Raw genomic sequence first — 21,056 nt, 5'->3', positions numbered from 1 at the left:
CCGTCCGCTCTCAGCCATCGGCCGGCGCAGCGTCGGCGGGCACGTCCGTCCCGGCCGCCGTGCCCTCGACCGGCAGCGCACCGCCCGCGGCAACGATGAGCTGGCGCGCGCGCGCCTGCAGCGCATCGGTCGCGCCGGGCGCCTCGAGCGCGGCCTCGAGATCCGCGATCGCCGCCGCCTTGTCGCCATCCTCGAGATGCACGAGCGCCCGCTGCTCGAGCGCAAGCGGGCGGAACGGCGCCTCGGGCGCGAGCAGCCCCTCGAGGGTCGCAAGGCGCTCGGAGCGCGGCATCTCGGGGCCGAGCAGCATCACCCGCTCAAGGCTCGCGAGCGCGCGGTAAAGCGCGGGCGTCGCGGGCGCATCGGCCACCCCGGCGAGCACCTCCGCGGCGCGCGCGGTCTCCCCGGCCTCGGCGAGGCTGCCCGCCTCCGCGAGATGGGCCACGAGCGCGGCATCGGGATCGGTCTCGGCCAGCGCGCCCAGGTTCTCGGCCCGCTTCGCCGGATCGGCCTCGGCCATGGCGCTGCGCAGCGCGTCGCCCGCCACCTCGGCCTCGGTCTGCCGGATGTGCTTGCGCCACTCCATCGCCCCGGTTCCACCGACAATCAAGAGGATCACCGCTGCGATCAACCAGCCCCACCGGCCGAGAAATCTGTAGAACCTGTCGCGGCGTAGCTCCTCGCTGACCTCGCTGATAAAGGAATCACTTTCGCTCAAGACGACCTCCGACGCATCGGGGTCGCGTATAGCGCCCGCCCTTCGGCCTGCCAAGCCTCAACGCCCCCCCGAGAACAGTTGCGCTGCCGCGCCGCGCGCTTATGTTCACCTTGCGCCGTCCGCCGCCGGGGCGCCGTCGGCACACTATTGTCATACGTGATCGCACGCGAGTGCGCGGATGCCCGCTTTTCGGGCGAGGGGATGTTGGAGTCCAAGATGCGTTGGGTATCGGTCCTGACCGCCGTTCTTGTCGCGATCGCGCTTTACGGCTTCATCATGCAGCGCGACGTGCTGCGGGCGCTCGCGGGCGCCGAGCCCGAGGCCGCCACCGAAACCGCAGCGCCGGAGGCGGCGGAGGGCACGCCGGGCGGGCCGATCGCCGTCGTCGTCCGCCATCTGGTCGCCGAGGAGGTGCCGAACGGGCTCGTGCTGCGGGGCCGCACCGAGGCCGACCGTCGGGTCGAGGTGCTCGCCGAGACGACCGGCCGGGTGATCTCCGACCCGCTGCGCCGCGGCACGCGCGTGGCGGAGGGCGATCTGCTCTGCGAGCTCGATCCGGGCAGCCGGCCCGCCGAGCTTGCCGAGGCCGAGGCCCGCTACAAGGAGGCCGAGGCCAATGCCCGCGCCTCCGAACGCCTCTCGGAGCGTGGCTACACCGCCGAAACCACCGCAATTGCCAACCGTGCCGCGCTTCAGGCCGCCCAGGCAGCCATCGAACAGGCACAGAACGAACTCGCCCGGCTGAAGATCCACGCCCCCTTCGGCGGCCTGCTCGAGGACGATACCGCCGAGATCGGCGCATTGCTCCAGCCCGGCGCGCTCTGCGGCACCGTGATCGATCTCGACCCGATCCGCCTCGTCGGCTTCGTGGCGGAAAACGCGGTCAACCGCGTCGAGGTGGGCGCCCCCGTCGGCGCGCGGCTCGTCTCGGGCCAGCAGGTTCAGGGCCGGGTGAGCTTCGTCTCGAGCTCCGCCGATCCCGAGACCCGCACCTTCCGCGTCGATGCGACGATTCCCAATGCCGATCTCTCGATCCGGGACGGGCTGACGGCGGAAACCCTCGTCGCCCTCTCGGGCACCCGCGCCCATCTCGTGCCGCAATCGGCCCTCACGCTCGATGACACCGGCCGGCTCGGCCTGCGCGTGGTGGAGGACGGCCGTGCCGTCTTCGCGCCCGCCGAGGTGCTCCGCGACACGCCCGACGGCATGCTGGTCACCGGCCTGCCCGACGAGATCGACGTCATCGTCACCGGTCAGGATTTCGTGACCGACGGCCAGGCCGTCACCGTCACCCGCGCGGATGACACCCCATGAGCGGCATCGTCGACTGGGCCGCGGCCCATGCCCGCACCATCGTCGCCTTCGTGATCCTCAGCCTCTTGGCGGGCGGCTATGCCTATGTGTCGCTCCCCAAGGAGGGCGAGCCCGACATCGAGATCCCCGCCCTCTTCGTCTCCGTGCCGTTCCAGGGCATCTCTGCGGAGGATTCCGAGAAGCTGCTGGTCCGCCCGCTCGAAACCGAGCTGCGCGGGCTCGAGGGCCTGAAGAAGATCTCCGCCACCGCCGCCGAGGGCTATGCCGGCATCGCGCTCGAATTCGAGTTCGGCTGGGACAAGAGCGCGACGCTCGCCGATGTCCGCGACCGGGTGAGCCGCGCCCAGGCCGAATTCCCCGAAGGGGCCGACCAGTACACCATCACCGAGATCAACTTCTCCGAATTTCCGGTCCTCGTCGTCTCGCTCTCGGGCGCCGTGCCCGAACGCACGCTGCTCCGCCTTGCAAAGGAGCTGCAGGACGAGATCGAGGCCATGCCCGAGGTGCTCGAGGCCGGGCTCGCCGGGCACCGCGACGAGATGCTCGAGGTGCTGATCGACCCGCTGAAGCTCGAAAGCTACAACGTCACCGCCGAGGAGCTGGTGAACGTCGTCACCCGCAACAACCGGCTGATCGCGGCGGGCGAGGTCAACAGCGCGAGCGGCGCCTTCTCGGTCAAGATCCCCTCCTCCTTCGACGAGCCGGCCGACATCTTCAACCTGCCCGTCAAGGTCAACGGCGACAGCATCGTCACCCTGGGCGATCTCGCCGACATCCGCCTCACCTTCGAGGATCGCGAGGGCACCGCGCGCTTCAACGGCGACCCGACCGTCGCGATGCAGGTGGTGAAGCGCAAGGGCCAGAACGTGATCGACACGGTGGCCGACGTCCGCGCCACCGTCGAGCGCGCCCGCGCCGCCTGGCCCGCGGAGCTGCGCCAGGCGGTCCGCGTCGATTTCACCATGGACACCAGCCGCGAGGTCCAGTCCATGGTCTCCCAGCTCCAGGGCTCGGTGATGACCGCGATCTGCCTCGTGATGATCGTGGTGCTCGCGAGCCTCGGCACCCGCTCGGCGCTGCTGGTGGGCTTCGCCATCCCCACCTCCTTCATGCTGAGCTTCGCGCTCCTCGCGCTCTTCGGCATCTCGATCTCCAACATCGTGATGTTCGGCCTCATCCTCGCGGTGGGGATGCTGGTCGACGGCGCCATCGTCGTCGCCGAATACGCCGAACAGCGGATCGACGCCGGCCAGGGGCCGATGCGCGCCTATGCCGAAAGCGCCCGGCGGATGTTCTGGCCGATCATCTCCTCCACCGCCACCACGCTCTGCGCCTTCCTGCCGATGCTCTTCTGGCCCGGGGTCGCGGGCGAGTTCATGGGCAACCTCCCCGTCACCCTCATCTTCGTGCTCTCCGCCTCGCTGGTGGTGGCGCTCGTCTACCTCCCCGTGCTCGGCGGCATCGCCGGCCGGATCTCGCGCGCGATCGAGCACGCCGGCGCAACGCTCCACGGCCTGCTGCCGGGCTGGCTCAGGGTGCTCCTGATCCTCCCCGCCGCCCTCGTCCTCCTCGCGGGCCTCCGCGCCCTCATCCTCGTCCAGATCGCACCGGCGCTCGTCCTCGTCGTCGCCGGCTGCCTCGCGCTGGCCCTCGTCGGCGCCACGCTGCGCCACGGCCGCACCGACCCGGTCGGCCGCGCCGAATACCGCCCCTCGCCCTTTGGCCGCCTCGTCCGGCTCCTCACCGGCAACCCGGTGATGCCCTTCGTCACCATCGCCGGTGTCGTCGGCTTCGTCATCGCCATCTTCGGCTACTACGGCGAGCACAACCGCGGCGTCGAGTTCTTCGTCCCGACCGAACCCGAACGCGCGATCGCCTATGTCCGCGCCCGCGGCAACCTCTCCGTCGCCGAGAAGGACACCCTCGTCGCCGAGGTCGAGCGCGAGATCGAACAGACCGAGGGCGTGAAGGCGGTCTTCGCCTTCGCCGGCGCCGGCGGGCTCAACGAGATGCTCGGCAACAGCGGCCCGCGCGACACCATCGGCCAGGTCCAGATCGAGCTCTCGGACTGGGGCACGCGCCCCTCGGGCCACGTCATCCTCGCCGACATCAACGACCGCATCAGCCGCATCCCCGGCATCATCGCCGAGATCTCCGAGGCCGAGCAGGGGCCGGGCGAGGGCAAGCCGCTCCAGCTCCGCCTGATGGGCCCCGACTGGGAGGCGCTGCAGGAGGCCGCCGCCACCGTGCGCCGGCACTTCGAGGCCCAGCCCCAGCTCACCGACATCGAGGACACCCGGCCGCTCCCCGGCATCGACTGGCAGATCGACGTCGACGTCGCCCGCGCCGGCCGCTTCGGCGCCGATGTCGCCAGCGTCGGCGCGATGGTGCAGCTCGTCACCCGCGGCATCACCCTCGACACCATGCGCGTCGAGAGCTCCGACGACGAGATCGACATCCGCGTCCGCCTGCCCGAACAGGACCGCCTGCTCTCGACCCTCGACACCCTGCGCGTGCGCACGGAGAACGGCCTCGTGCCGCTCTCGGCCTTCATCACCCGCAAGCCCGCGCCCGCCCTCGCCCAGATCGACCGCTACCAGGGCGAGCGCTACTTCGACGTGAAGGCCGATGTCACCGCCGACACCAACGCCAATGCCGAGATCGCCGCGATGACCGCATGGCTCACCGACGAGGCCGTGCTGCCCCCGAGCGTGCACTGGGAATGGACCGGCGATCAGGAGGACCAGGCCGAGAGCCAGTCCTTCCTCGTCAGCGCCTTCGCCGCCGCGCTCGGGCTCATGTTCGTGATCCTGCTCGCCCAGTTCAACTCGCTCTACAACGCCGTCCTCGTGCTCACGGCCGTCGTGCTCTCGGTCACCGGCGTGCTGATCGGCATGCTGGTGATGAACCAGACCTTCTCCATCATCATGACCGGCACCGGGATCGTCGCGCTCGCGGGCATCGTCGTGAACAACAACATCATCCTGATCGACACCTATCAGGAATACGCCCGCTTCATGCCGCGGCTCGAGGCGGTGGCCCGCACCGCGGAATCCCGCCTCCGCCCGGTGCTGCTCACCACGATCACCACCATGGCCGGGCTCTCGCCGATGATGTTCGGCCTCTCGGTCGATTTCGTGAACGGCGGCTACACCATCGACAGCCCGGCGGCGATGTGGTGGAAACAGCTCTCGACCGCCGTCGTCTTCGGCCTCGGGCTCGCCACCGTGCTCACCCTCATCGTCACGCCCGCGCTGCTCGCGGCCCGGATCTGGTTCTGGGTGGCCTTCCATGCCGCGGTGGCCCGCCTCGCGGGCGCCGTCGGCCTCGAACGCGAACGCGCCGCCGCCGACCGCCGCCTCGCCCGCGCCCTCCGCGGCTTCGAGACCGCCGAGATCCAGTGGACCGACCCGGCCCGCCCGGGCCCCACGCGCATCATCCCGCCCGCCGAACCCCACGCCGGCGGCATGGCCTGACCCGCGGCGGCCCCTTCGGCCCCGCGGGAGAAAACGTCAGTCAGGCAACCGGAAGTTGCTCAGCCAATTCTTACAGATATAGACCGGAATCTCTTTAATATTAAAACATCCAAATACGTCATCAGACAAAAATTTTTTATCTACAGAATTTTCATAAAAAATATTCATCCATATTCTATACAAATATAAAACATGACCATCAAATTTTGGATTTTTCCGGTCATCCTCGGTGTATTCTTTTACAAAGTCGTCACCTGCACCCAGATAAGCAACGAGTTCTTCGGGGCTGATCGTAGAAGCGCACAGTTTCGGGAAGATGTCCGACCGGATAATCCTCGTGATCACAAGCGTGACGGCCGCTTTGTGCAGTCCCGTATGCGCTGCAACTGCCTGCGCCTCCTCCGGCAGGAGCGCCACCATCGACATTACCTTCCCGACATCTCTGAGTGAGATGGAATTGTTTCTGCTCAGAATTCGAAGCTGGGTGCCGACCTCCTCCAGAAGATGGTCGGGCATCTTCATGGCTCTTCCGAGATGATCCGCATATTTTAGCATCGCGGACGTTCGCCAATCGTCCCCGACGTGCTCCGGCAGTGTCACGGTAAAGCTCAGGAATTTCTGCAGATACGCCGTCGCATCGATCCCCGCGCCATAGCGGGCCTTCACGCTGTTCTCCAGCGCCTCGAGGTTGGCCCCGAGCACGAAATGCACATGCGGCACGGCGAAGAAATGCTTGATGACCTCGAGGATCTCCAGCGCGTAGTCCGGTCGGCACCTGTCCAGTTCATCGACGACGATGATGAGCGGTGTCGGTGCCTCGCCCCCCTTGGCCGCCGTCAATGCCCCGAGCGCCTTGCGAAACTCCTCCATGGCCGCCTGGCGCCCCTCCTCGCGCTCCCAGAACTCCTCCACCGCCTTTCCGGCTTCATTCTCCACTGCCTTGGCGGCTGCGTCCCCGAGCTCATTCAGCACCGCCGTGGCGCCATAGGTCGCAAGCGCAAGGCCAATTCTGGCCGCGGGTCTGAGCAACTTGAGTGTGACTTTCTTCACCCGATCGAGCTTGCAGCTTTCTTCCTCGGGAAGCCGCTCCGATAGTGCCCCGACCAGCGCGACCAGCGGGTCGGACAGATAGTCATGGGCAAAGGCATCGAAATAGAGCGTGTTCGCTTCGCCGCTGTATTGCCGCAGATGTTCGCCCACCCATCGTTGCAGGAAATGCGACTTGCCGGTCCCCCACCGCCCGTCGAGCGCCACCACCAGCGGATCTTCCGTGCGCTGAAGAACCTCCGAGAGCCTCTGGCCGACCTTCTTGCGCCCGAGCAGGTCGTTCTCGAACCCAGTCTTGTAGAGATCCAGAGCTTCTTCCGGTGGTGCAAACCGCATCTCGGACCCTCTCCCTGAAATTTCTTCCGCCTCGAAATATCTGCGAGCAGGCCGCCCCAAAAATGGCCGCCTCCATGAAATTCATGATATGTTAGTAACTTTTTTCAATGAAATCAATGTATTGATTTCGTTTTCACGGTGAAAAGCCCGTCTTTCACGCACCGGCCCCGCCGCATCGCTGCGACGGGGCCGGGTGTTTCAGGGGTCTCAGGAGGCCATCCCCGCGGGAACGGCCCGCCCGGATCAGATCATCTCGATGGCGAGCGCGATGCCCTGGCCGCCGCCGATGCACATGGTGATGAGGCCGCGCTTGCCGCCGATCCGCTCGAGCTCGTAGAGCGCCTTCACGGTCACGATCGCGCCGGTGCCGCCGACCGGGTGGCCGAGCGCGATGGCGCCGCCGTTCGGGTTCACCTTCGCCGGGTCGAGGCCGAGGCCCTTGTTGACCGCGAGCGCCTGGGCCGCGAAGGCCTCGTTCGCCTCGATCACGTCGAAATCCTCGATCGAGAGGCCGGTCCGCTCCAGCAGCTTCTGCACCGCCGGCACCGGTCCGATGCCCATCACGTCCGGCCGCACGCCCGCCAGCGCATAGCCGAGCATCCGGGCCTTGGGCTTGAGCCCGGCCCGGGAGGCCGCTTCGGCCGTTGCCAGCACCACGGCCGCCGCGCCGTCATTGATGCCGCTCGCGTTGCCTGCCGTCACCGTGCCGTCGCGCTTGAAGACGGTCTTGAGCGCGCCGAGCTTCTCCATCGTCGTGGCCTTGGGGTGCTCGTCGGTGACGAAGTCGACCATGTCGCGCTTCACCTTGACCTGCACCGGGGTGATCTGGCTCTTGAAATGGCCCGCCTCGATCGCCGCGGCCGCCCGCTTCTGGCTCTCGAGCGCGAAGGCGTCCTGCTCCTCGCGGGTGATCTGGTGCTCGGCGGCGACGTTCTCCGCCGTGACCCCCATGTGGCCGGTGCCGAACGGGCAGGTGAGCGCGCCGACCATCATGTCGATCGCACTGGTATCGCCCATCTTCTGGCCCCAGCGTGCCGCCGGAAGGTTGTACGGCCCGCGCGACATGCATTCGGAGCCGCCGGCAAGCGCGAAATCCGCGTCCCCCGTCAGCAGCGACTGATAGGCCGAGGCGATCGCCTGCGCACCCGAGCCGCAGAGGCGGTTCACGTTCATCGCGGGCGCCGAATCCGGGATGCCTGCGTCCATCGCCGCGACGCGCGAGAGATACATGTCCCGCGGCTCGGTGTTGATGACATGGCCGAAGACAACGTTGCCGATCTGTCCCCCCTCGACGCCCGACCGCTCGAGCGCGGCCTTGGCCGCGGTCGCCGCCAGGGTGATCGGCGGCGTGCCGGCCAGCGCGCCTCCGAACGTGCCGATGGCGGTACGCGCGCCGTCAAGGATTACGATTTCTTCGGTCATGGAGCTCCCTCCCCGTTACCCGGATGAATGCGCGACACACTCACGCAACCGTGCGCAGGATGCAAGGCCCCAGGTCGGCTCAGGAGGAGGCGGCCTCCCCCTGCCAGCGTGGCGCGCGGAGATCTTCGCGGCCATGGGGCTCCCGCCAGTCGAGATCCGGGCCGATGGGGACGATGCCGCAGGGATTAATCGTGCGGTGGCTCTCGTGATAGTGCCGGGTGATATGGCGGAAATCGACGGTCTCCGCGACACCGGGATGTTGGTAGAGATCGCGGGCATAGGCCCAGAGGTTGGGATAGTCCGCGATCCGGCGGCGGTTGCACTTGAAGTGCCCGTGATAGACGAGATCGAAGCGGAAGAGCGTGGTCACCAGCCGCACATCCGCCTCGGTCAGCCGCGCCCCCGTCAGGTATCGCCGGGTCGCGAGCCGCTCTTCGAGCCAGTCGAGCGTCTCGAAGAGCGGCACCACCGCCGCGTCATAGGCCGCCTGCGAGGTCGCGAAGCCGGCGCGGTAGACCCCGTTGTTGACCGTGTCATAGATCCGCTCGTTGAGCGCGTCGATCTCGTCGGCAAGCGCGGCGGGATGGAAGTCCTGCTCGTCGCCGGTGATGCCGTCGAAGGCCGAATTGAACATGCGGATGATCTCGGCGGACTCGTTCGAGACGATCGTCCCGCGCTCCCGGTCCCAGAGCACCGGCACGGTGACCCGTGTCGTGGCATCCGGTTCGGCTTCGAGATAGACGTCGCGGAGAAGGCGCTTGCCGAGCACCCTGTCGCCGGTGGCACCCTCGGCATCGGTGGCGAAGCTCCAGCCGTCGTCCCCCATCACCGGATGCACCACATCGACGCTCACATGCGGCGCCAGCCCCTTGAGCTCCCGAAAGATCAGTGTCCGGTGCGCCCAGGGGCAGGCGAGCGAGACATAGAGATGGTACCGCCCGCTCTCGGCGCGGAACCCGCCCTCCCCGCTCGGCCCCGGCCTGCCATCGGCCGTGACCCAGTTCCGGAAGCTCGAAGCCGAACGCTCGAACGCCCCGCCCGACGAGTCCGTGTCATACCAGTCCGTGTACCAGGTGCCGTCCCGCAACAGTCCCAAAACAGATCTCCCTTTATGCCTTCATCGCAATATAGGTCACGAGAGAGCTTTTAAACGCGCATGCCGGAACCTCATTGAACCCAAAACGGAAACAGACAGCGCCGCCGGATGCCCATACAGACCAATGGATGGGGGCCGGGCCGGAGCGGGAAACCATGAAAACGTTTGTGTTTCATCGGCACCCATGGTTGCATTTCGCCATGCGAGTCGTGACCTTCCGTCATTCTGGCGGGCAATCGGGTTGTCATCGAAGGAGGGGGCCATGGACGCTGACGCAGAGGGTTTGCCCGGCGGCATTACGCCAGTTCCCGAGCATCGGGCCCGGCCCGGCATGGAGCTCCGGACCGACAGCGGGCGCTACAAGATCATCGATCTCGGGCGGGACACCTGCCTGATCGAGGTTCCCGAGCATGCGCATCTCCGCGGCTATGCCGACATCTATGATGGCGAGGAGCAGGTGGCGCATTGCCTCATCATGCTCACGGAGCCCGAGGGCTCCTACCTGCGTTGCGGCTTCAAGCGGCACACACCGGCCCGCAAGACACCACCGGTCGATTTCCCCCTCTGATCCGCGCCGCCGCGGCCCCGGAAGCGGGCCTTCGGCACACGCGCGGACTTTCAGGACGCCTGGCGCGCGGCCGGAGCATGTGCCCGCGTCTTCCCGATGACATGGAAAGGCATTGAAATGATCTCTTCCCCCTATCTGCTCTTCCTCGGCGACGCGCCCGACACGCTGGCGGCGAAGGTGGCGCAGGGTATCCGCGACTGGCGGCCGGACGCCGCGATCGGGCAGCTCCGCATGGAGGGCTGCAAGGCGGACATGGGCCTGCCGGACATGACGCTGAGGGAGGCCGTCGCGGCCGGAGCGAAGACCCTCGTCGTCGGGGTTGCGAACCGCGGCGGCGTCATCTCGCCCGCCTGGCTCAGCATCCTCGAGGAGGCGCTGATCGCGGGGCTCGATCTCGCTTCGGGCCTCCACAACCTTCTGCGCGACGAGCCGGTTCTCGTGGCGACCGCCAATTCCTACAACCGCAAGCTCCACGATGTCCGGGTGCCGGAAACCCGCTTTCCGATCGCGAACGGCAAGCGGCGCAGCGGCAAGCGCTGCCTTGCCGTCGGCACCGACTGCTCGGTCGGCAAGATGTACACCGCCCTCGCCATGGAGAAGGAGATGGTGGCGCGCGGCATGAAGGCGAGCTTCCGCGCGACCGGCCAGACCGGCATTCTCATCACCGGCAACGGCGTGCCGCTCGATGCGGTGGTGGCGGATTTCATGGCCGGCTCCATCGAATGGCTGACGCCCGACAACGATCCCGACCACTGGGACCTGATCGAGGGCCAGGGCAGCCTCTTTCACGCCTCCTATTCCGGCGTGACTCTGGCGCTCGTCCATGGCGGCCAGCCTGATGCGCTCATCCTCTGCCACGAGCCGACGCGCCCGCACATGCGCGGGCTGCCGGACTACAAGCTTCCGAGCCTCGAGGCGCTGCGCGATCTCGCGCTCACCATGGCCGGCATCGTCAATCCGGAGGTCTATGTCGCCGGGATCTCGGTCAATACCGCCGCGATGTCGGAAGAAGAGGCCGTGGACTATCTCGCCGGGGTCGAGGCCCGCATGGGCCTTCCGGCCGTCGATCCGTTCCGCCACGGCGCCGGGCGCCTCGTGGACGGTCTGCGATGAAACTCACCGCCGCCACCGAGAGCTTTCCCTTCGCGGAGGTCTTCACCATCAGCCGCGGCTCGCGCACTGAGGCGCATGTCGTCACCGTGACGATCGAGGCCGACGGTGCCGCAGGCCGGGGCGAATGCGTGCCCTATGCCCGCTATGGCGAAACCCTCGAGAGCGTTGTCGCCGAGATCGGGAGCCTGCCGCCGCAGTTCGACCGCGCGGAGCTTCAGCGCCTGCTCCCGCCAGGTGCTGCCCGCAACGCCGTCGATTGCGCGCTCTGGGATCTCGAGGCGAAACGTTCCGGCGAGCCGGTCTGGCAACTCGCGGGCCTGCCCACGCCCGGCCCCGAGATCACCGCCTTCACCCTCTCGCTCGATGCGCCCGCGGCGATGGAGGCGCGCGCGCGGAAGAACGCCGGCCGGCCGCTCCTCAAGATCAAGCTCGGCGGCGAGGGCGACATGGCCCGGCTCGAGGCCGTGCGGCGCGGCGCGCCCGCGGCGCGGATCATCGTCGATGCCAATGAGGGCTGGTCGCCGGAGGCCTATGCCGAGCTCGCCCCCGCGCTGGTCCGGCTCGGGGTCGAGATGGTCGAGCAGCCCTTCCCCGCCGGCAACGACGGGGCGCTGGCGGAGCTCGAGCGGGTGCTGCCGGTCTGCGCCGACGAGAGCTGCCACGATCGCGCGAGCCTCGCGGGGCTCGCCGGCAAATACGACATGGTCAACATCAAGCTCGACAAGACCGGCGGCCTCACCGAGGCGCTGGAGCTTCGCACGGCGGCCCGTGCGGCGGGCTACCGCATCATGGTCGGCTGCATGGTCGGCTCGAGCCTTGCCATGGCCCCGGCACTTCTCGTCGCACAGGGCGCGGCCGTCACCGATCTCGACGGGCCGCTGCTGCTGGCCCGCGACCGCGACCCCGCGCTCAGCTACGACGCCGCCGGGGTCCATCCCGCCCCCCGCGCGCTCTGGGGCTGACCCGGCCGCCGCGCCCCCGGGCAAAAGGCCCGTTGCACCGGCCGCGCCCGCCGCGATACGGTGCCGCCGCGCTCCGGGCCGCACTCGGGGCCGCGCCGCCTGAAAGCTGAAGGATCCGCCATGTCCCGCATAGTCTATGTGAACGGGGAATACGTTCCGGAGGAGGCCGCGAAGATCTCCGTCTTCGATCGCGGCTTCCTGTTCGCCGATGCCATCTACGAGGTGACGAGCGTGCTCGACGGCAAGCTGCTCGATTTCGAGGGGCACATGCGCCGGCTGCACCGCTCACTCGGCGAGCTGGAGATGGCCGAGCCCTGCGACGACGCGACGCTCGAGGCGATCCACCGCGAGCTCATGACCCGCAACGCGCTGCGCGAGGGACTGATCTATCTCCAGGTCACCCGCGGCGCCGCCGACCGCGATTTCCTCTATCCCGCCGAGGCGGTGCCGAGCCTCGTGCTCTTCACCCAGGCGAAGTCCCTGCGCACCTCTCCTGCGGCGCAGGCGGGCGTGCGCATCATCTCGGCCCCCGACATCCGCTGGGGCCGGCGCGACATCAAGACCGTGCAGCTTCTGGCCTCGGCCATGGCCAAGATGGAAGCAAAGAAGGCGGGCAAGGACGATGTCTGGATGACCGAGGACGGCTTCGTGACCGAAGGCTCCTCGAACAACGCCTATATCGTGACGCAGGACGGCACCATCGTCACCCGCGACCTCTCCAATGCGATCCTCCACGGCATCACCCGCGCCGCGGTGCTACGCTGCGCGCGCGAGGCGCAGATGAAGGTCGAGGAACGGCCCTTCACCATCGAGGAAGCCAGGGGCGCGGCGGAGGCGTTCTTCACCTCGGCCTCCTCCTTCGTCATGCCGGTGATCGAGATCGACGGAACGCCCGTGGGCAGCGGTGCGCCCGGGCCGGTCGCCCGCCGCCTGCGCGAGATCTACATCAACACGGCCCTCGAGAGCGGAAGCTGAGCTTCCGCGCCCGAGGCTCCGGGCTCACTCCGCCATGACCTCGCCCGAGCCGCCGAACTCCGCCGGAAAGTCGTGGAGCTTCGGCAGCCCGTCCTTCATCGGCAGCACCGTCTCGGCATAGTTCACATGCACGCCGGGCACGAAGGTCACCGTCGGGATCGTCGCAGCGTAGACATCCGTGAGGCCGAGCGGCGGGTGCTCGGTCAGGACATGCCCGCCACACTCGGTGCAGAACCGCCGGATGCTCATCTCGGTCTTGGCATAGCGGCCGAGCTTGTCCTCACCCTTGGTGATCTTCACGGCCTCCGGCTTCCAGAGCGTGAACGCATTGACCGGCCCCGCCGACCAGGACCGGCAGGAGGCGCAATGGCAATAGCCCATCGCCTCGGGCGCCCCTGTCACCTCGACCTCGACCGCGCCGCAAAAGCAGGCGCCCCTGTGCGTTTCAGCCATTTCGGCCTCCCTCCCTTATTCGAGGCGCACTCTGCCCCCTGCCGCAGCGCCGGGCAACCACACCAAAGTCGCAGGGATGCGGCGGACGGGCGAGGTCAGTGGTTCTCGGAAAACGCCGCCTTGGCCTCCGGGCTCGCCTCGGTCTGGAAGCGCGCGCGCCATTCGTCATAAGGCATGCCGTAGACGATCTCGCGCGCCTCGTCCTTCTCCATCGCGAGGCCGCGCGCGTTCGCCGCCTCCTGATACCACCGGCTGAGGCAGTTGCGGCAGAACCCCGCGAGGTTCATGAGGTCGATGTTCTGGACATCGGTGCGCGCACGCAGATGATCGCGCAGCGCGCGGTAGGCGGCGGCCTCGAGTTCGATTTCGGTCGGTTCGCGCGTCGGTTCGGTCATGGGCTCGCTTCCTCGGATCGGTATGCCGTCACGTTACCCAAGATGGGCGCGAACCGCGCCGCCCGCAACCGTCGGACATCGGTCGCGGGATCTGGTGATGCGGGGTCCGTGCGGCCGGAGCCTTGGGCGAGCCTTAAGAGATCCACAACAAATTGGAGGTCAAGGTGGCGGACCTGAAATCTGCCGGCTGAAGACCCCCCGTGATGATCCGAACCTTCTGCGTCTTTCTCGTTGCCCTGTCCCTCCTTCACGGATGTGGCGCGCCGACAACCACCTATGGCGCCTACACCGCGGGCCGACCGATGCCGATGTTCTACAAGGGCGGCGCAGCTTTCAGCGAGATCTCGGTGGACAATACCGAGTGTCAGGTGGAGGCGACGCAGAGAGTGCCGGCCCAGATCCAGTACAGTCAGACGCCCGCCTACACGACGCCGGCTTCCGTGACCTGCAACCAGTACGGAACGCAGACATTTTGCAACCAGACCGGCGGTCAGACCTATGGCGGCGAGATGCAGTCCTATGACGCCAACGCCGGCCTCCGTCAGCAGGTGCATCTGCAGTGCATGGCGAGGAAGGGATACCAGCTTGTCAATCTGCCGGCCTGTCCCGCCGGCGTGGATATCTCCGACCAGGACGACGAGCGCGTCCTTCGGCCGCTTTCCGCGACAAGCTGCTACCAGGCCGATCCCTCGAACAGGGTCCGTATCGGGAATTACTGATCGGGAGCTTTGATCTGGCCGCTCCCAGCCAGCGGCCCGGATCCGGCCGGCGTGCTCACTGGGCGGGTTTGTCTTCCAGGGTGCCGACGACCTCACTCAGCATGGGGGCAAGCCGTGCGGCCCAAAGGCGCTGGTCGGCCTCGGTCTCGATGAGGTCGTGGCGCAGCTCGATCAGGACATGGGCCAGCCCCCGCCCGGTGCCGTGGCGGCTCATCGAGTCGCCCTCGAGCTGGCCGGTGTAGGGCTCGTTGTCGCCGATGCAGAGGTCGGGCTCCTGCCGGAGGCGCTCCATCAGCGGCAGCGCGATGCGGCCGTCGTGATGCCAGAGGATGCCGACATGCCAGGGGCGCGGCACGCGGCCGACGAGCCGCGGGGTGAAGGAATGTATCGCGACGAGCGCGGGCGTGCGGCCTTCGGCGAGCATCCGGTCGATCTCGGCCGTGACCGCATGATGATAGGGCCGGTGATAGGCCGCGAGGCGCCGCGCCTTCTCGGCCTCGGTGATATGCCGGTTCGCCGGGATGATGGTGCCGTCATAGAGCCGCATCACCAGCGTCGGGTCGTCCTCGCCGCGGTTGGGATCGATGACGAGCCGCGAGAAGCGGCTAAGCACGGCGGGTGCATCGAGCAGCCGGGCGAGCTCGAGCGTCACCCCGCGCGCGCCGAGATCATAGGCGATGTGCCGGCCCATGTCGGCGGGCGGCAGACCCAGATCGCCGCCGTTCACCGCCTCGGGCACGATGTTCGTCGCATGGTCGCAGAGCAGTAGAATCCCGGAGCTGCCGGCGGAATTCACAATCTCGAACGGGGAACTCTCGGTCATCTGGCAATTATGTTTCGTCATGTCGCGCGCACCATATGGGTCTGTTGCGGCAAGCGCCAGAACCCCCGCAAAATTTCCGGTGCAAGCGCCCATCCTTTGGGCATTTGTTGTTTCAAGGCGTTTTCTTTCGCCTATAACGAGGCGGGAACGTCAACTGGAGAGAGGGCCAGGATGGATCACCTTCGCCGTCAGCGAAACGTCAAGATCGTGGCCACGCTGGGGCCAGCGTCCAATAGCCGCGACATGATCCGGAAACTCTACCTCGCGGGTGCGGATGTCTTCCGCCTCAACATGAGTCACGGCACCCAGGAAGAGATCGCCTGGCGGCATGCCCAGATCCGGGCCGTTGAGGCCGAACTCAACCGGCCGATCGGCATCCTGGCCGATCTGCAGGGCCCGAAGCTCCGCTGCGGCGTCTTCGCGAACGGCCCCGAGACCCTCGTGGAAGGCGCGAAGTTCCGCTTCGATCTCGACAAGGCCGAGGGGGATTCGAACCGGGTCTGCCTCCCGCATCCCGAGATCTTTGCCGCGCTTGAGGTCGGTTCGACCCTGCTGGTGAACGACGGCAAGATCAAGCTGCGGGTCACCGACCGCTCCGACAGCCATGCCAATACCGAAGTGATCGTCGGCGGCGAGATCTCGAACCGCAAGGGCGTCAACGTGCCCGATGTGGTGCTGCCGCTCGCCGCGCTGTCCGAGAAGGACCGCTCGGATCTGGAGTTCGTCTGCGAGCTCGGGGTCGACTGGCTGGCGCTGAGCTTCGTGCAGCGGGCGCAGGACGTGGCCGAGGCGCGGACACTCGCCAAGGGCCGCGCGGCGCTGCTCGCGAAGATCGAGAAGCCCGCGGCGGTCAAGGCCTTCGACGAGATCCTCGCCGCCGCCGACGGCATCATGGTCGCCCGTGGCGATCTGGGCGTCGAGCTGCCGGTTCAGGAGCTGCCGCCGATCCAGAAGCGGCTGGTCCGTCAGGCGCGCGCGACCGGCAAGCCGGTCATCGTCGCAACCCAGATGCTCGAGAGCATGATCACCGCCCCGGTGCCGACGCGCGCCGAGGTCTCGGACGTCGCGACCGCGATCTACGAGGGCACGGATGCGGTGATGCTGTCGGCAGAATCGGCCGCGGGCGAGTATCCGATCCAGGCCGTGAAGACGATGGACAACGTCGCCCGCGCGGTCGAGAGCGATGCGATCTACCGCCAGATCATCGAGGCGTCGCGCGCCCCGCATCGCGAAAGCGTGGCCGATGCGATCAGCTCGGCGGCCCGCTCGATCGCCGAGACCGCGAATGTGAAGGCGATCTGCTGCTTCAGCCATACCGGCACCACGGCGCTGCTGGCCTCGCGGGAACGGCCGCGGGTGCCGATCATCGCGCTCACGCCGTTCGACAAGACGGCGCGGCGGCTTGCGCTGTCCTGGGGGCTGCACTGCGCCGTGGTCAGCCAGCCGGTCGGGCGATTCAAGGAAGCGGTGGTGAGCGCGGCGAAGGTTGCGCGGGATCATTCCTTCGCGCTCGAGAACGAGCAGATCGTCGTGATGGCGGGCGTGCCCTTCAACACGCCGGGCTCGACCAACATCCTGCGTGTCGCCGTCTGCAACGAGAAGGCCATCTACGAGGGCTGGGGCGAAGACTGAGCCGCCCGGACGACAAGGTTTTCACCGTGAAAACAGGGCTTTTCACGGTGAAAACGAAATTAAATTATTGATTTCATTTAAAAAAGTTACTAACATATCATGAATTTCACCGGAAGGCGGCTGCGGGGCTGCCCTTGCGGGCAGCATGAGACCGGTGCGGGTCGGGCCACTTGGCCTGCCCTGCCCCCGAACTTCCCCACCCTTTTGACGGGCGCCCGGTTTCCGGGGGGCAGCGCGGCGATGATGGCCAGATCGCTCGCCACGAGCGCCATTGCCGCGCGCGGCTTCGCCCGTGCGGCCAGAGGGGCCGCCAGCAGGTGGGGAAATGCAATCCTCGCGGAACCCGCCCGCGTTTCGAACCGACCCCCGGGCTCAGGCATGGAGGCTTGGGGCGTTTCCCGAGCATGTGCCTGTGGCTAGGGACGAGATCCTCGTGGATGGCGGCTGTCGGCGGCGTTGGCTTGCTGCAAGAAAGAGGCGCGCGGTGGGTATCAGAATAGTGGATTAGATAAAAACTAATCCACGCTATTGAAAATCGTTGTTTTTGTTAAGTCATGCCGATTGTAAGGGAGGAGGGAGAGCGCCTCCGGCCCACCCGCGGGCATCGGCGCCAAACCGTTGGGGACTGCATTGATGACGCTTGAAACCACCGACACGCTGGTCATTGGGGCTGGACAGGCCGGGATCGCCATGAGCGAGCACCTGACGCGCCGGGGGATTGCGCATATCGTCGTCGAGCGCGGGCGCATCGCCGAATCCTGGCGCACGCGCCGCTGGGACTCGCTCGTCGCAAACGGACCGGCTTGGCATGACCGCTTCCCGAACATGGAATTCGAGGGCCACTCGCCCGACGAATTCGTCGGGAAGGAGGATATCGCCGCCTATTTCGAAACCTATGCGGAGCGCTTCGCGGGACAGGTGCGGAGCGGCGTCGAGGTGACCGCGCTCGCGCCGCTCGAGGGGCGCCCGGGCTACAGGGCGGACACCTCGGAGGGCGTGGTCGAGGCGCAGAACGTCGTCGTCGCGACCGGGGCCTTCCAGACGCCGGTGATGCCCCGGATCGTGCCCGAGACCGCGGGGCTCACCCAGATCCATTCCTGCGATTACCGCAATCCCGGCGCGCTGCCCGAGGGCGCGGTGCTCGTCGTCGGCGCCGGCTCCTCCGGCGCGCAGATCGCGGAGGAGCTGATGCAGGCCGGGCGACGCGTCTATCTTTCGGTCGGGCCGCACGACCGGCCGCCGCGCAGCTATCGCGGCCGCGATTTCGTCTGGTGGCTGGGCGTGCTCGGGAAGTGGGACAAGCAGGCGAGCGCCCCCGGCACCGAGCATGTCACCATCGCCGTCAGCGGGGCGCATGGGGGACGGACGGTCGATTTCCGGCGGCTTGCCCAGGACGGCATCACCCTGGTCGGGCGCACCGAACGCTGTGCGGATGGCGTGCTGTCCTTCAGCCCGGACCTGGAACGCAACATCCGCCGCGGCGACGAGAACTACCTGTCGATCCTCGACGAGGCCGACGCCTATGTGACGCGCAACGGCCTCGACCTGCCCCCCGAACCCTCGGCCCGCGCGCTCGCAGCGATGCCCGCCTGCGTGACCGATCCCCTGACGGAGCTCGACATGGAGGCGGCGGGCCTCTCGACCATCATCTGGGCGACCGGCTTTGCCAACGATTACGGCTGGATGGCGGTCGATGCCTTCGACGATGCGGGCCGGCCCGACCACCAGCGCGGCGTTTCGCGCGCGCCGGGGATCTATTTCCTCGGCCTGCCCTGGCTCTCGGGGCGCGGCTCCAGCTTCATCTGGGGCGTCTGGCACGATGCGAAATACCTCGCCGATCACATGCAGATCCAGGCCGGCTACCGCGCCTATCGCCCCGATCCCGACGCGGCCCGCTCAGATGCGCGCGCCGCCCCCCGCACCGCCTGATCCGAACTGGAACCCGACATGGCCCATACCCGCATCCGCGCCTTCAACACGAAGGACACCTACCCCGAACAGAACCTCGACAACGACCTTGCCCAGGCCGTCGTGGCGCGGGGACAGGTGATCTTCCTGCGCGGCCAGTGCCCGCAGGACCTCGACACCGCCAAGAACATCGACAGCCACGATCCGGTGGAGCAGACCCACAAGGTGATGCAGAACATTCGCCAGCTGGTCGAGGAGGCGGGCGGCGAGATGGCGCATGTGACAAAGCTCGTCGTCTACCTGACCGACGTGCGCCACCGCGAGGCGGTCTACCGCACGATGGGCGAGTATATCCGCGGCGTGCATCCGGTCTGCACCGGCCTTGTCGTCGTCGCCCTTGCGCGGCCCGAATGGCTGGTGGAGATTGACGCAACCGCCGTGATCCCCGACTGATCCGAGATCCGCACCGAAACGGAACGCCCCATGACCTTTTCCATCGTAGCTAGATGCGCGCAAAGCGGGCAGTTCGGCGTGGCCATCTCCTCCTCCTCACCGGCGGTCGCGGCGCGCTGCGCGCGGGCACGCGCCGGGATCGGTGCGGTCTCGTCGCAGAACGTGACCAATCCGGAGCTCGGCACGGTGATGCTGGACCGGATGGCGGCGGGCGCGGGCGCGGCGGAGGCCGTGGCCGCGGCGCGGGACGGCGACGCCCACCCCGACTACCGCCAGCTTCTGGCGATCGATGCGACGGGGGCGACATCGGTGCATTCCGGCCCGAAGGCGCTGGGGCTCTGGACCGCCGCCGCGGGGCGCGACTGTGCTGCGGGCGGCAACATGCTCGCCAGTGACGGCATCCCGGCGGCGATGGTCGCGGCCTTCGAGGCGGCCGAGGGCGCGCTCGGCGATCGCCTGATCGCGGCGATGACCGCGGGTCTTGCGGCCGGTGGCGAGGCGGGGCCGGTGCATTCCGCGGGCCTCCTCGTCGTCGACGAGCAAAGCTGGCCCTATGCCGACCTGCGCGTCGACTGGCTGGACGGGGCCTGCCCGATCGCGGCGCTCGCCGAGCTCTGGGCGCTCTACCGCCCGCAGGCCGACGATTACGTCACCCGCGCGCTGAACCCCGGCGCCGCGCCGTCCTACGGCGTTCCCGGCGACGACTGATGCCGCTGCGGATCACCCTCCGCCAGCTGGAATACTTCATCGCCGTCTGCGAGTGCGGCTCCATTGCGCTGGCCGCGCAGAAGGTGAACGTCTCCTCGCCCACGATCTCCACCGCCATGGCCCAGCTCGAGGCGGAGGTCGGGCTCAGGCTCTTCATCCGCCGCCATGCCCACGGCCTTGCCGTGTCGCAGGTGGGCCGCCGCTTCCTCGAAGGCGCGCGCGAGGCCGTCGCGCGGGTCGAGGCGCTCGGCGATCTCGCGAGCGATCTGGCCGGCACGGTGCGGGGCGATCTGCATGTGGGCTGCCTCGTCACCTTCGCGCAGATCGTGCTGCCGAAGCTGCGCCGCGGCTTCATCGACACCTACCCGGAGGTCACCTTCCAGCAGTTCGAGCGCGACCAGTCCGAGATCTTTGAAGAGCTGCGCGATGCCCGTCTGGACGTGGCGATAACCTACGATCTCGGCATCCCCCCCGATCTCGACTTCCTCCCGCTGATCGACCTGCCGCCCGTCGCGCATTTCCCGCAAGGCCATCCCCTGGCCGAACGGCGCGAGGTCGCGCTGTCGGAGCTGGTCGATCTGCCGATGATCCTGCTCGACCTGCCGGTAAGCACGGACTATTTCCTGGCGCTCTTCGCCGAGACCGGGCAGCGCCCGCGCGTGGTGGAACGGACGCGGGACATCGCGGTGATGCGCTCGCTCGTGGCGAACGATTTCGGCTATTCCATCGCCAATATCCGCCCGATCACCGATCAGGCGCCCGACGGCGGCACGCTGCGCTTCGTGCCGATCTCGGGCGGGCCGCGGCTGCTCAAGATGGGCATTCTGACGAGCCGGGGGGCCGAGACCTCGCGCACGGTCGCGGCCTTCATCGAGCATGTCCGCGACAATCTGGGCGAGGCGAGCGAGTTCAGCTTTGGCGCGGTAGCGGGGTAGATC

The 21,056-nt window shown here is 67.7% G+C and carries 19 protein-coding genes; 12 read left to right on the top strand and 7 right to left on the bottom strand.

Features of this window, described 5'->3' with window-relative positions:
- Positions 1-10: 10 nt before the first annotated feature.
- Positions 11-718: a tetratricopeptide repeat protein gene (locus ACF66B_RS16230; protein WP_162683270.1), complete on the bottom strand. Its 708-nt coding sequence runs from the start codon at positions 716-718 to the stop codon at positions 11-13.
- Positions 719-934: 216 nt separating this feature from the next.
- On the opposite strand from ACF66B_RS16230, the gene ACF66B_RS16225 reads away from it, so the two are divergent.
- Both ACF66B_RS16225 and ACF66B_RS16220 read left to right on the top strand, forming a co-directional pair.
- On the top strand, positions 935-2,032 hold the full coding sequence (locus tag ACF66B_RS16225) for an efflux RND transporter periplasmic adaptor subunit (RefSeq protein WP_111430002.1): 1,098 nt from the start codon (positions 935-937) through the stop codon (positions 2,030-2,032).
- The gene (locus tag ACF66B_RS16220; RefSeq protein ID WP_111429941.1) at positions 2,029-5,508 is read left to right on the top strand and encodes an efflux RND transporter permease subunit; all 3,480 of its coding nucleotides are present in this window, start codon (positions 2,029-2,031) and stop codon (positions 5,506-5,508) included. Before ACF66B_RS16225 ends, ACF66B_RS16220 begins: the two co-directional genes overlap by 4 nt.
- Before the next feature lie 36 nt (positions 5,509-5,544).
- Here the strand turns inward: ACF66B_RS16220 and ACF66B_RS16215 are convergent, their stop codons facing one another.
- The 3 genes from ACF66B_RS16215 to ACF66B_RS16205 form a co-directional block, all read right to left on the bottom strand.
- Positions 5,545-6,891, bottom strand: a complete 1,347-nt coding sequence (locus ACF66B_RS16215; protein ID WP_111429942.1) for a P-loop NTPase fold protein — start codon at positions 6,889-6,891, stop codon at positions 5,545-5,547.
- Positions 6,892-7,134: 243 nt separating this feature from the next.
- Positions 7,135-8,313, bottom strand: a complete 1,179-nt coding sequence (locus ACF66B_RS16210; RefSeq protein WP_111429943.1) for an acetyl-CoA C-acyltransferase family protein — start codon at positions 8,311-8,313, stop codon at positions 7,135-7,137.
- Positions 8,314-8,392: 79 nt separating this feature from the next.
- Complete coding sequence (locus ACF66B_RS16205; protein ID WP_111429944.1) at positions 8,393-9,409, bottom strand: glutathione S-transferase family protein; 1,017 nt, start codon at positions 9,407-9,409, stop codon at positions 8,393-8,395.
- Positions 9,410-9,671: 262 nt separating this feature from the next.
- On the opposite strand from ACF66B_RS16205, the gene ACF66B_RS16200 reads away from it, so the two are divergent.
- The 4 genes from ACF66B_RS16200 (at position 9,672) to ACF66B_RS16185 (ending at position 13,027) form a co-directional block, all read left to right on the top strand.
- The gene (locus tag ACF66B_RS16200) at positions 9,672-9,977 is read left to right on the top strand and encodes a hypothetical protein (RefSeq protein ID WP_162683271.1); all 306 of its coding nucleotides are present in this window, start codon (positions 9,672-9,674) and stop codon (positions 9,975-9,977) included.
- A gap of 117 nt (positions 9,978-10,094) precedes the next feature.
- Positions 10,095-11,090: an N-acetyltransferase DgcN gene (dgcN, locus tag ACF66B_RS16195; protein ID WP_111429946.1), complete on the top strand. Its 996-nt coding sequence runs from the start codon at positions 10,095-10,097 to the stop codon at positions 11,088-11,090.
- On the top strand, positions 11,087-12,052 hold the full coding sequence (gene dgcA, locus ACF66B_RS16190) for an N-acetyl-D-Glu racemase DgcA (RefSeq protein WP_111429947.1): 966 nt from the start codon (positions 11,087-11,089) through the stop codon (positions 12,050-12,052). The genes dgcN and dgcA overlap by 4 nt, the downstream gene beginning before the upstream one ends.
- 120 nt (positions 12,053-12,172) lie before the next feature.
- The gene (locus ACF66B_RS16185) at positions 12,173-13,027 is read left to right on the top strand and encodes a D-amino-acid transaminase (protein WP_111429948.1); all 855 of its coding nucleotides are present in this window, start codon (positions 12,173-12,175) and stop codon (positions 13,025-13,027) included.
- Between the two features lie 24 nt (positions 13,028-13,051).
- On the opposite strand, the gene ACF66B_RS16180 is transcribed toward ACF66B_RS16185, so the two are convergent.
- The gene (locus tag ACF66B_RS16180; RefSeq protein ID WP_111429949.1) at positions 13,052-13,480 is read right to left on the bottom strand and encodes a GFA family protein; all 429 of its coding nucleotides are present in this window, start codon (positions 13,478-13,480) and stop codon (positions 13,052-13,054) included.
- A gap of 95 nt (positions 13,481-13,575) precedes the next feature.
- Positions 13,576-13,875, bottom strand: coding sequence for a DUF1244 domain-containing protein (locus tag ACF66B_RS16175; RefSeq protein ID WP_111429950.1), 300 nt, complete (start codon positions 13,873-13,875; stop codon positions 13,576-13,578).
- A 203-nt stretch (positions 13,876-14,078) separates the two neighbouring features.
- Here ACF66B_RS16175 and ACF66B_RS16170 point away from each other — a divergent pair, with 203 nt between their 5' ends.
- A complete protein-coding gene (locus tag ACF66B_RS16170) occupies positions 14,079-14,594 on the top strand; it encodes a hypothetical protein (protein WP_111429951.1) in 516 nt (171 codons plus the stop codon).
- Between the two features lie 55 nt (positions 14,595-14,649).
- Here ACF66B_RS16170 and ACF66B_RS16165 read toward each other — a convergent pair whose 3' ends face one another.
- On the bottom strand, positions 14,650-15,417 hold the full coding sequence (locus tag ACF66B_RS16165; RefSeq protein ID WP_111429952.1) for an N-formylglutamate amidohydrolase: 768 nt from the start codon (positions 15,415-15,417) through the stop codon (positions 14,650-14,652).
- Positions 15,418-15,588: 171 nt separating this feature from the next.
- On the opposite strand from ACF66B_RS16165, the gene pyk reads away from it, so the two are divergent.
- From pyk to ACF66B_RS16140, 5 genes are all read left to right on the top strand, one after another.
- Complete coding sequence (gene pyk, locus ACF66B_RS16160; protein WP_111429953.1) at positions 15,589-17,049, top strand: pyruvate kinase; 1,461 nt, start codon at positions 15,589-15,591, stop codon at positions 17,047-17,049.
- A 633-nt stretch (positions 17,050-17,682) separates the two neighbouring features.
- Positions 17,683-18,978 carry an NAD(P)/FAD-dependent oxidoreductase gene (locus ACF66B_RS16155; protein ID WP_111429954.1) on the top strand — a complete coding sequence of 432 codons (1,296 nt, stop codon included), beginning with the start codon at positions 17,683-17,685 and terminating at the stop codon, positions 18,976-18,978.
- Positions 18,979-18,996: 18 nt separating this feature from the next.
- Positions 18,997-19,410 carry a RidA family protein gene (locus ACF66B_RS16150; protein WP_111429955.1) on the top strand — a complete coding sequence of 138 codons (414 nt, stop codon included), beginning with the start codon at positions 18,997-18,999 and terminating at the stop codon, positions 19,408-19,410.
- Between the two features lie 30 nt (positions 19,411-19,440).
- A complete protein-coding gene (locus ACF66B_RS16145) occupies positions 19,441-20,118 on the top strand; it encodes a DUF1028 domain-containing protein (protein WP_111429956.1) in 678 nt (225 codons plus the stop codon).
- Complete coding sequence (locus ACF66B_RS16140) at positions 20,118-21,053, top strand: LysR family transcriptional regulator (RefSeq protein ID WP_111429957.1); 936 nt, start codon at positions 20,118-20,120, stop codon at positions 21,051-21,053. Before ACF66B_RS16145 ends, ACF66B_RS16140 begins: the two co-directional genes overlap by 1 nt.
- Positions 21,054-21,056: the final 3 nt, after the last annotated feature.

The sequence above is a fragment of the Amaricoccus sp. B4 genome (assembly GCF_043226085.1).
Classification (GTDB): domain Bacteria; phylum Pseudomonadota; class Alphaproteobacteria; order Rhodobacterales; family Rhodobacteraceae; genus Amaricoccus.
This window is presented reverse-complemented; position numbering and strand designations above follow the sequence as displayed.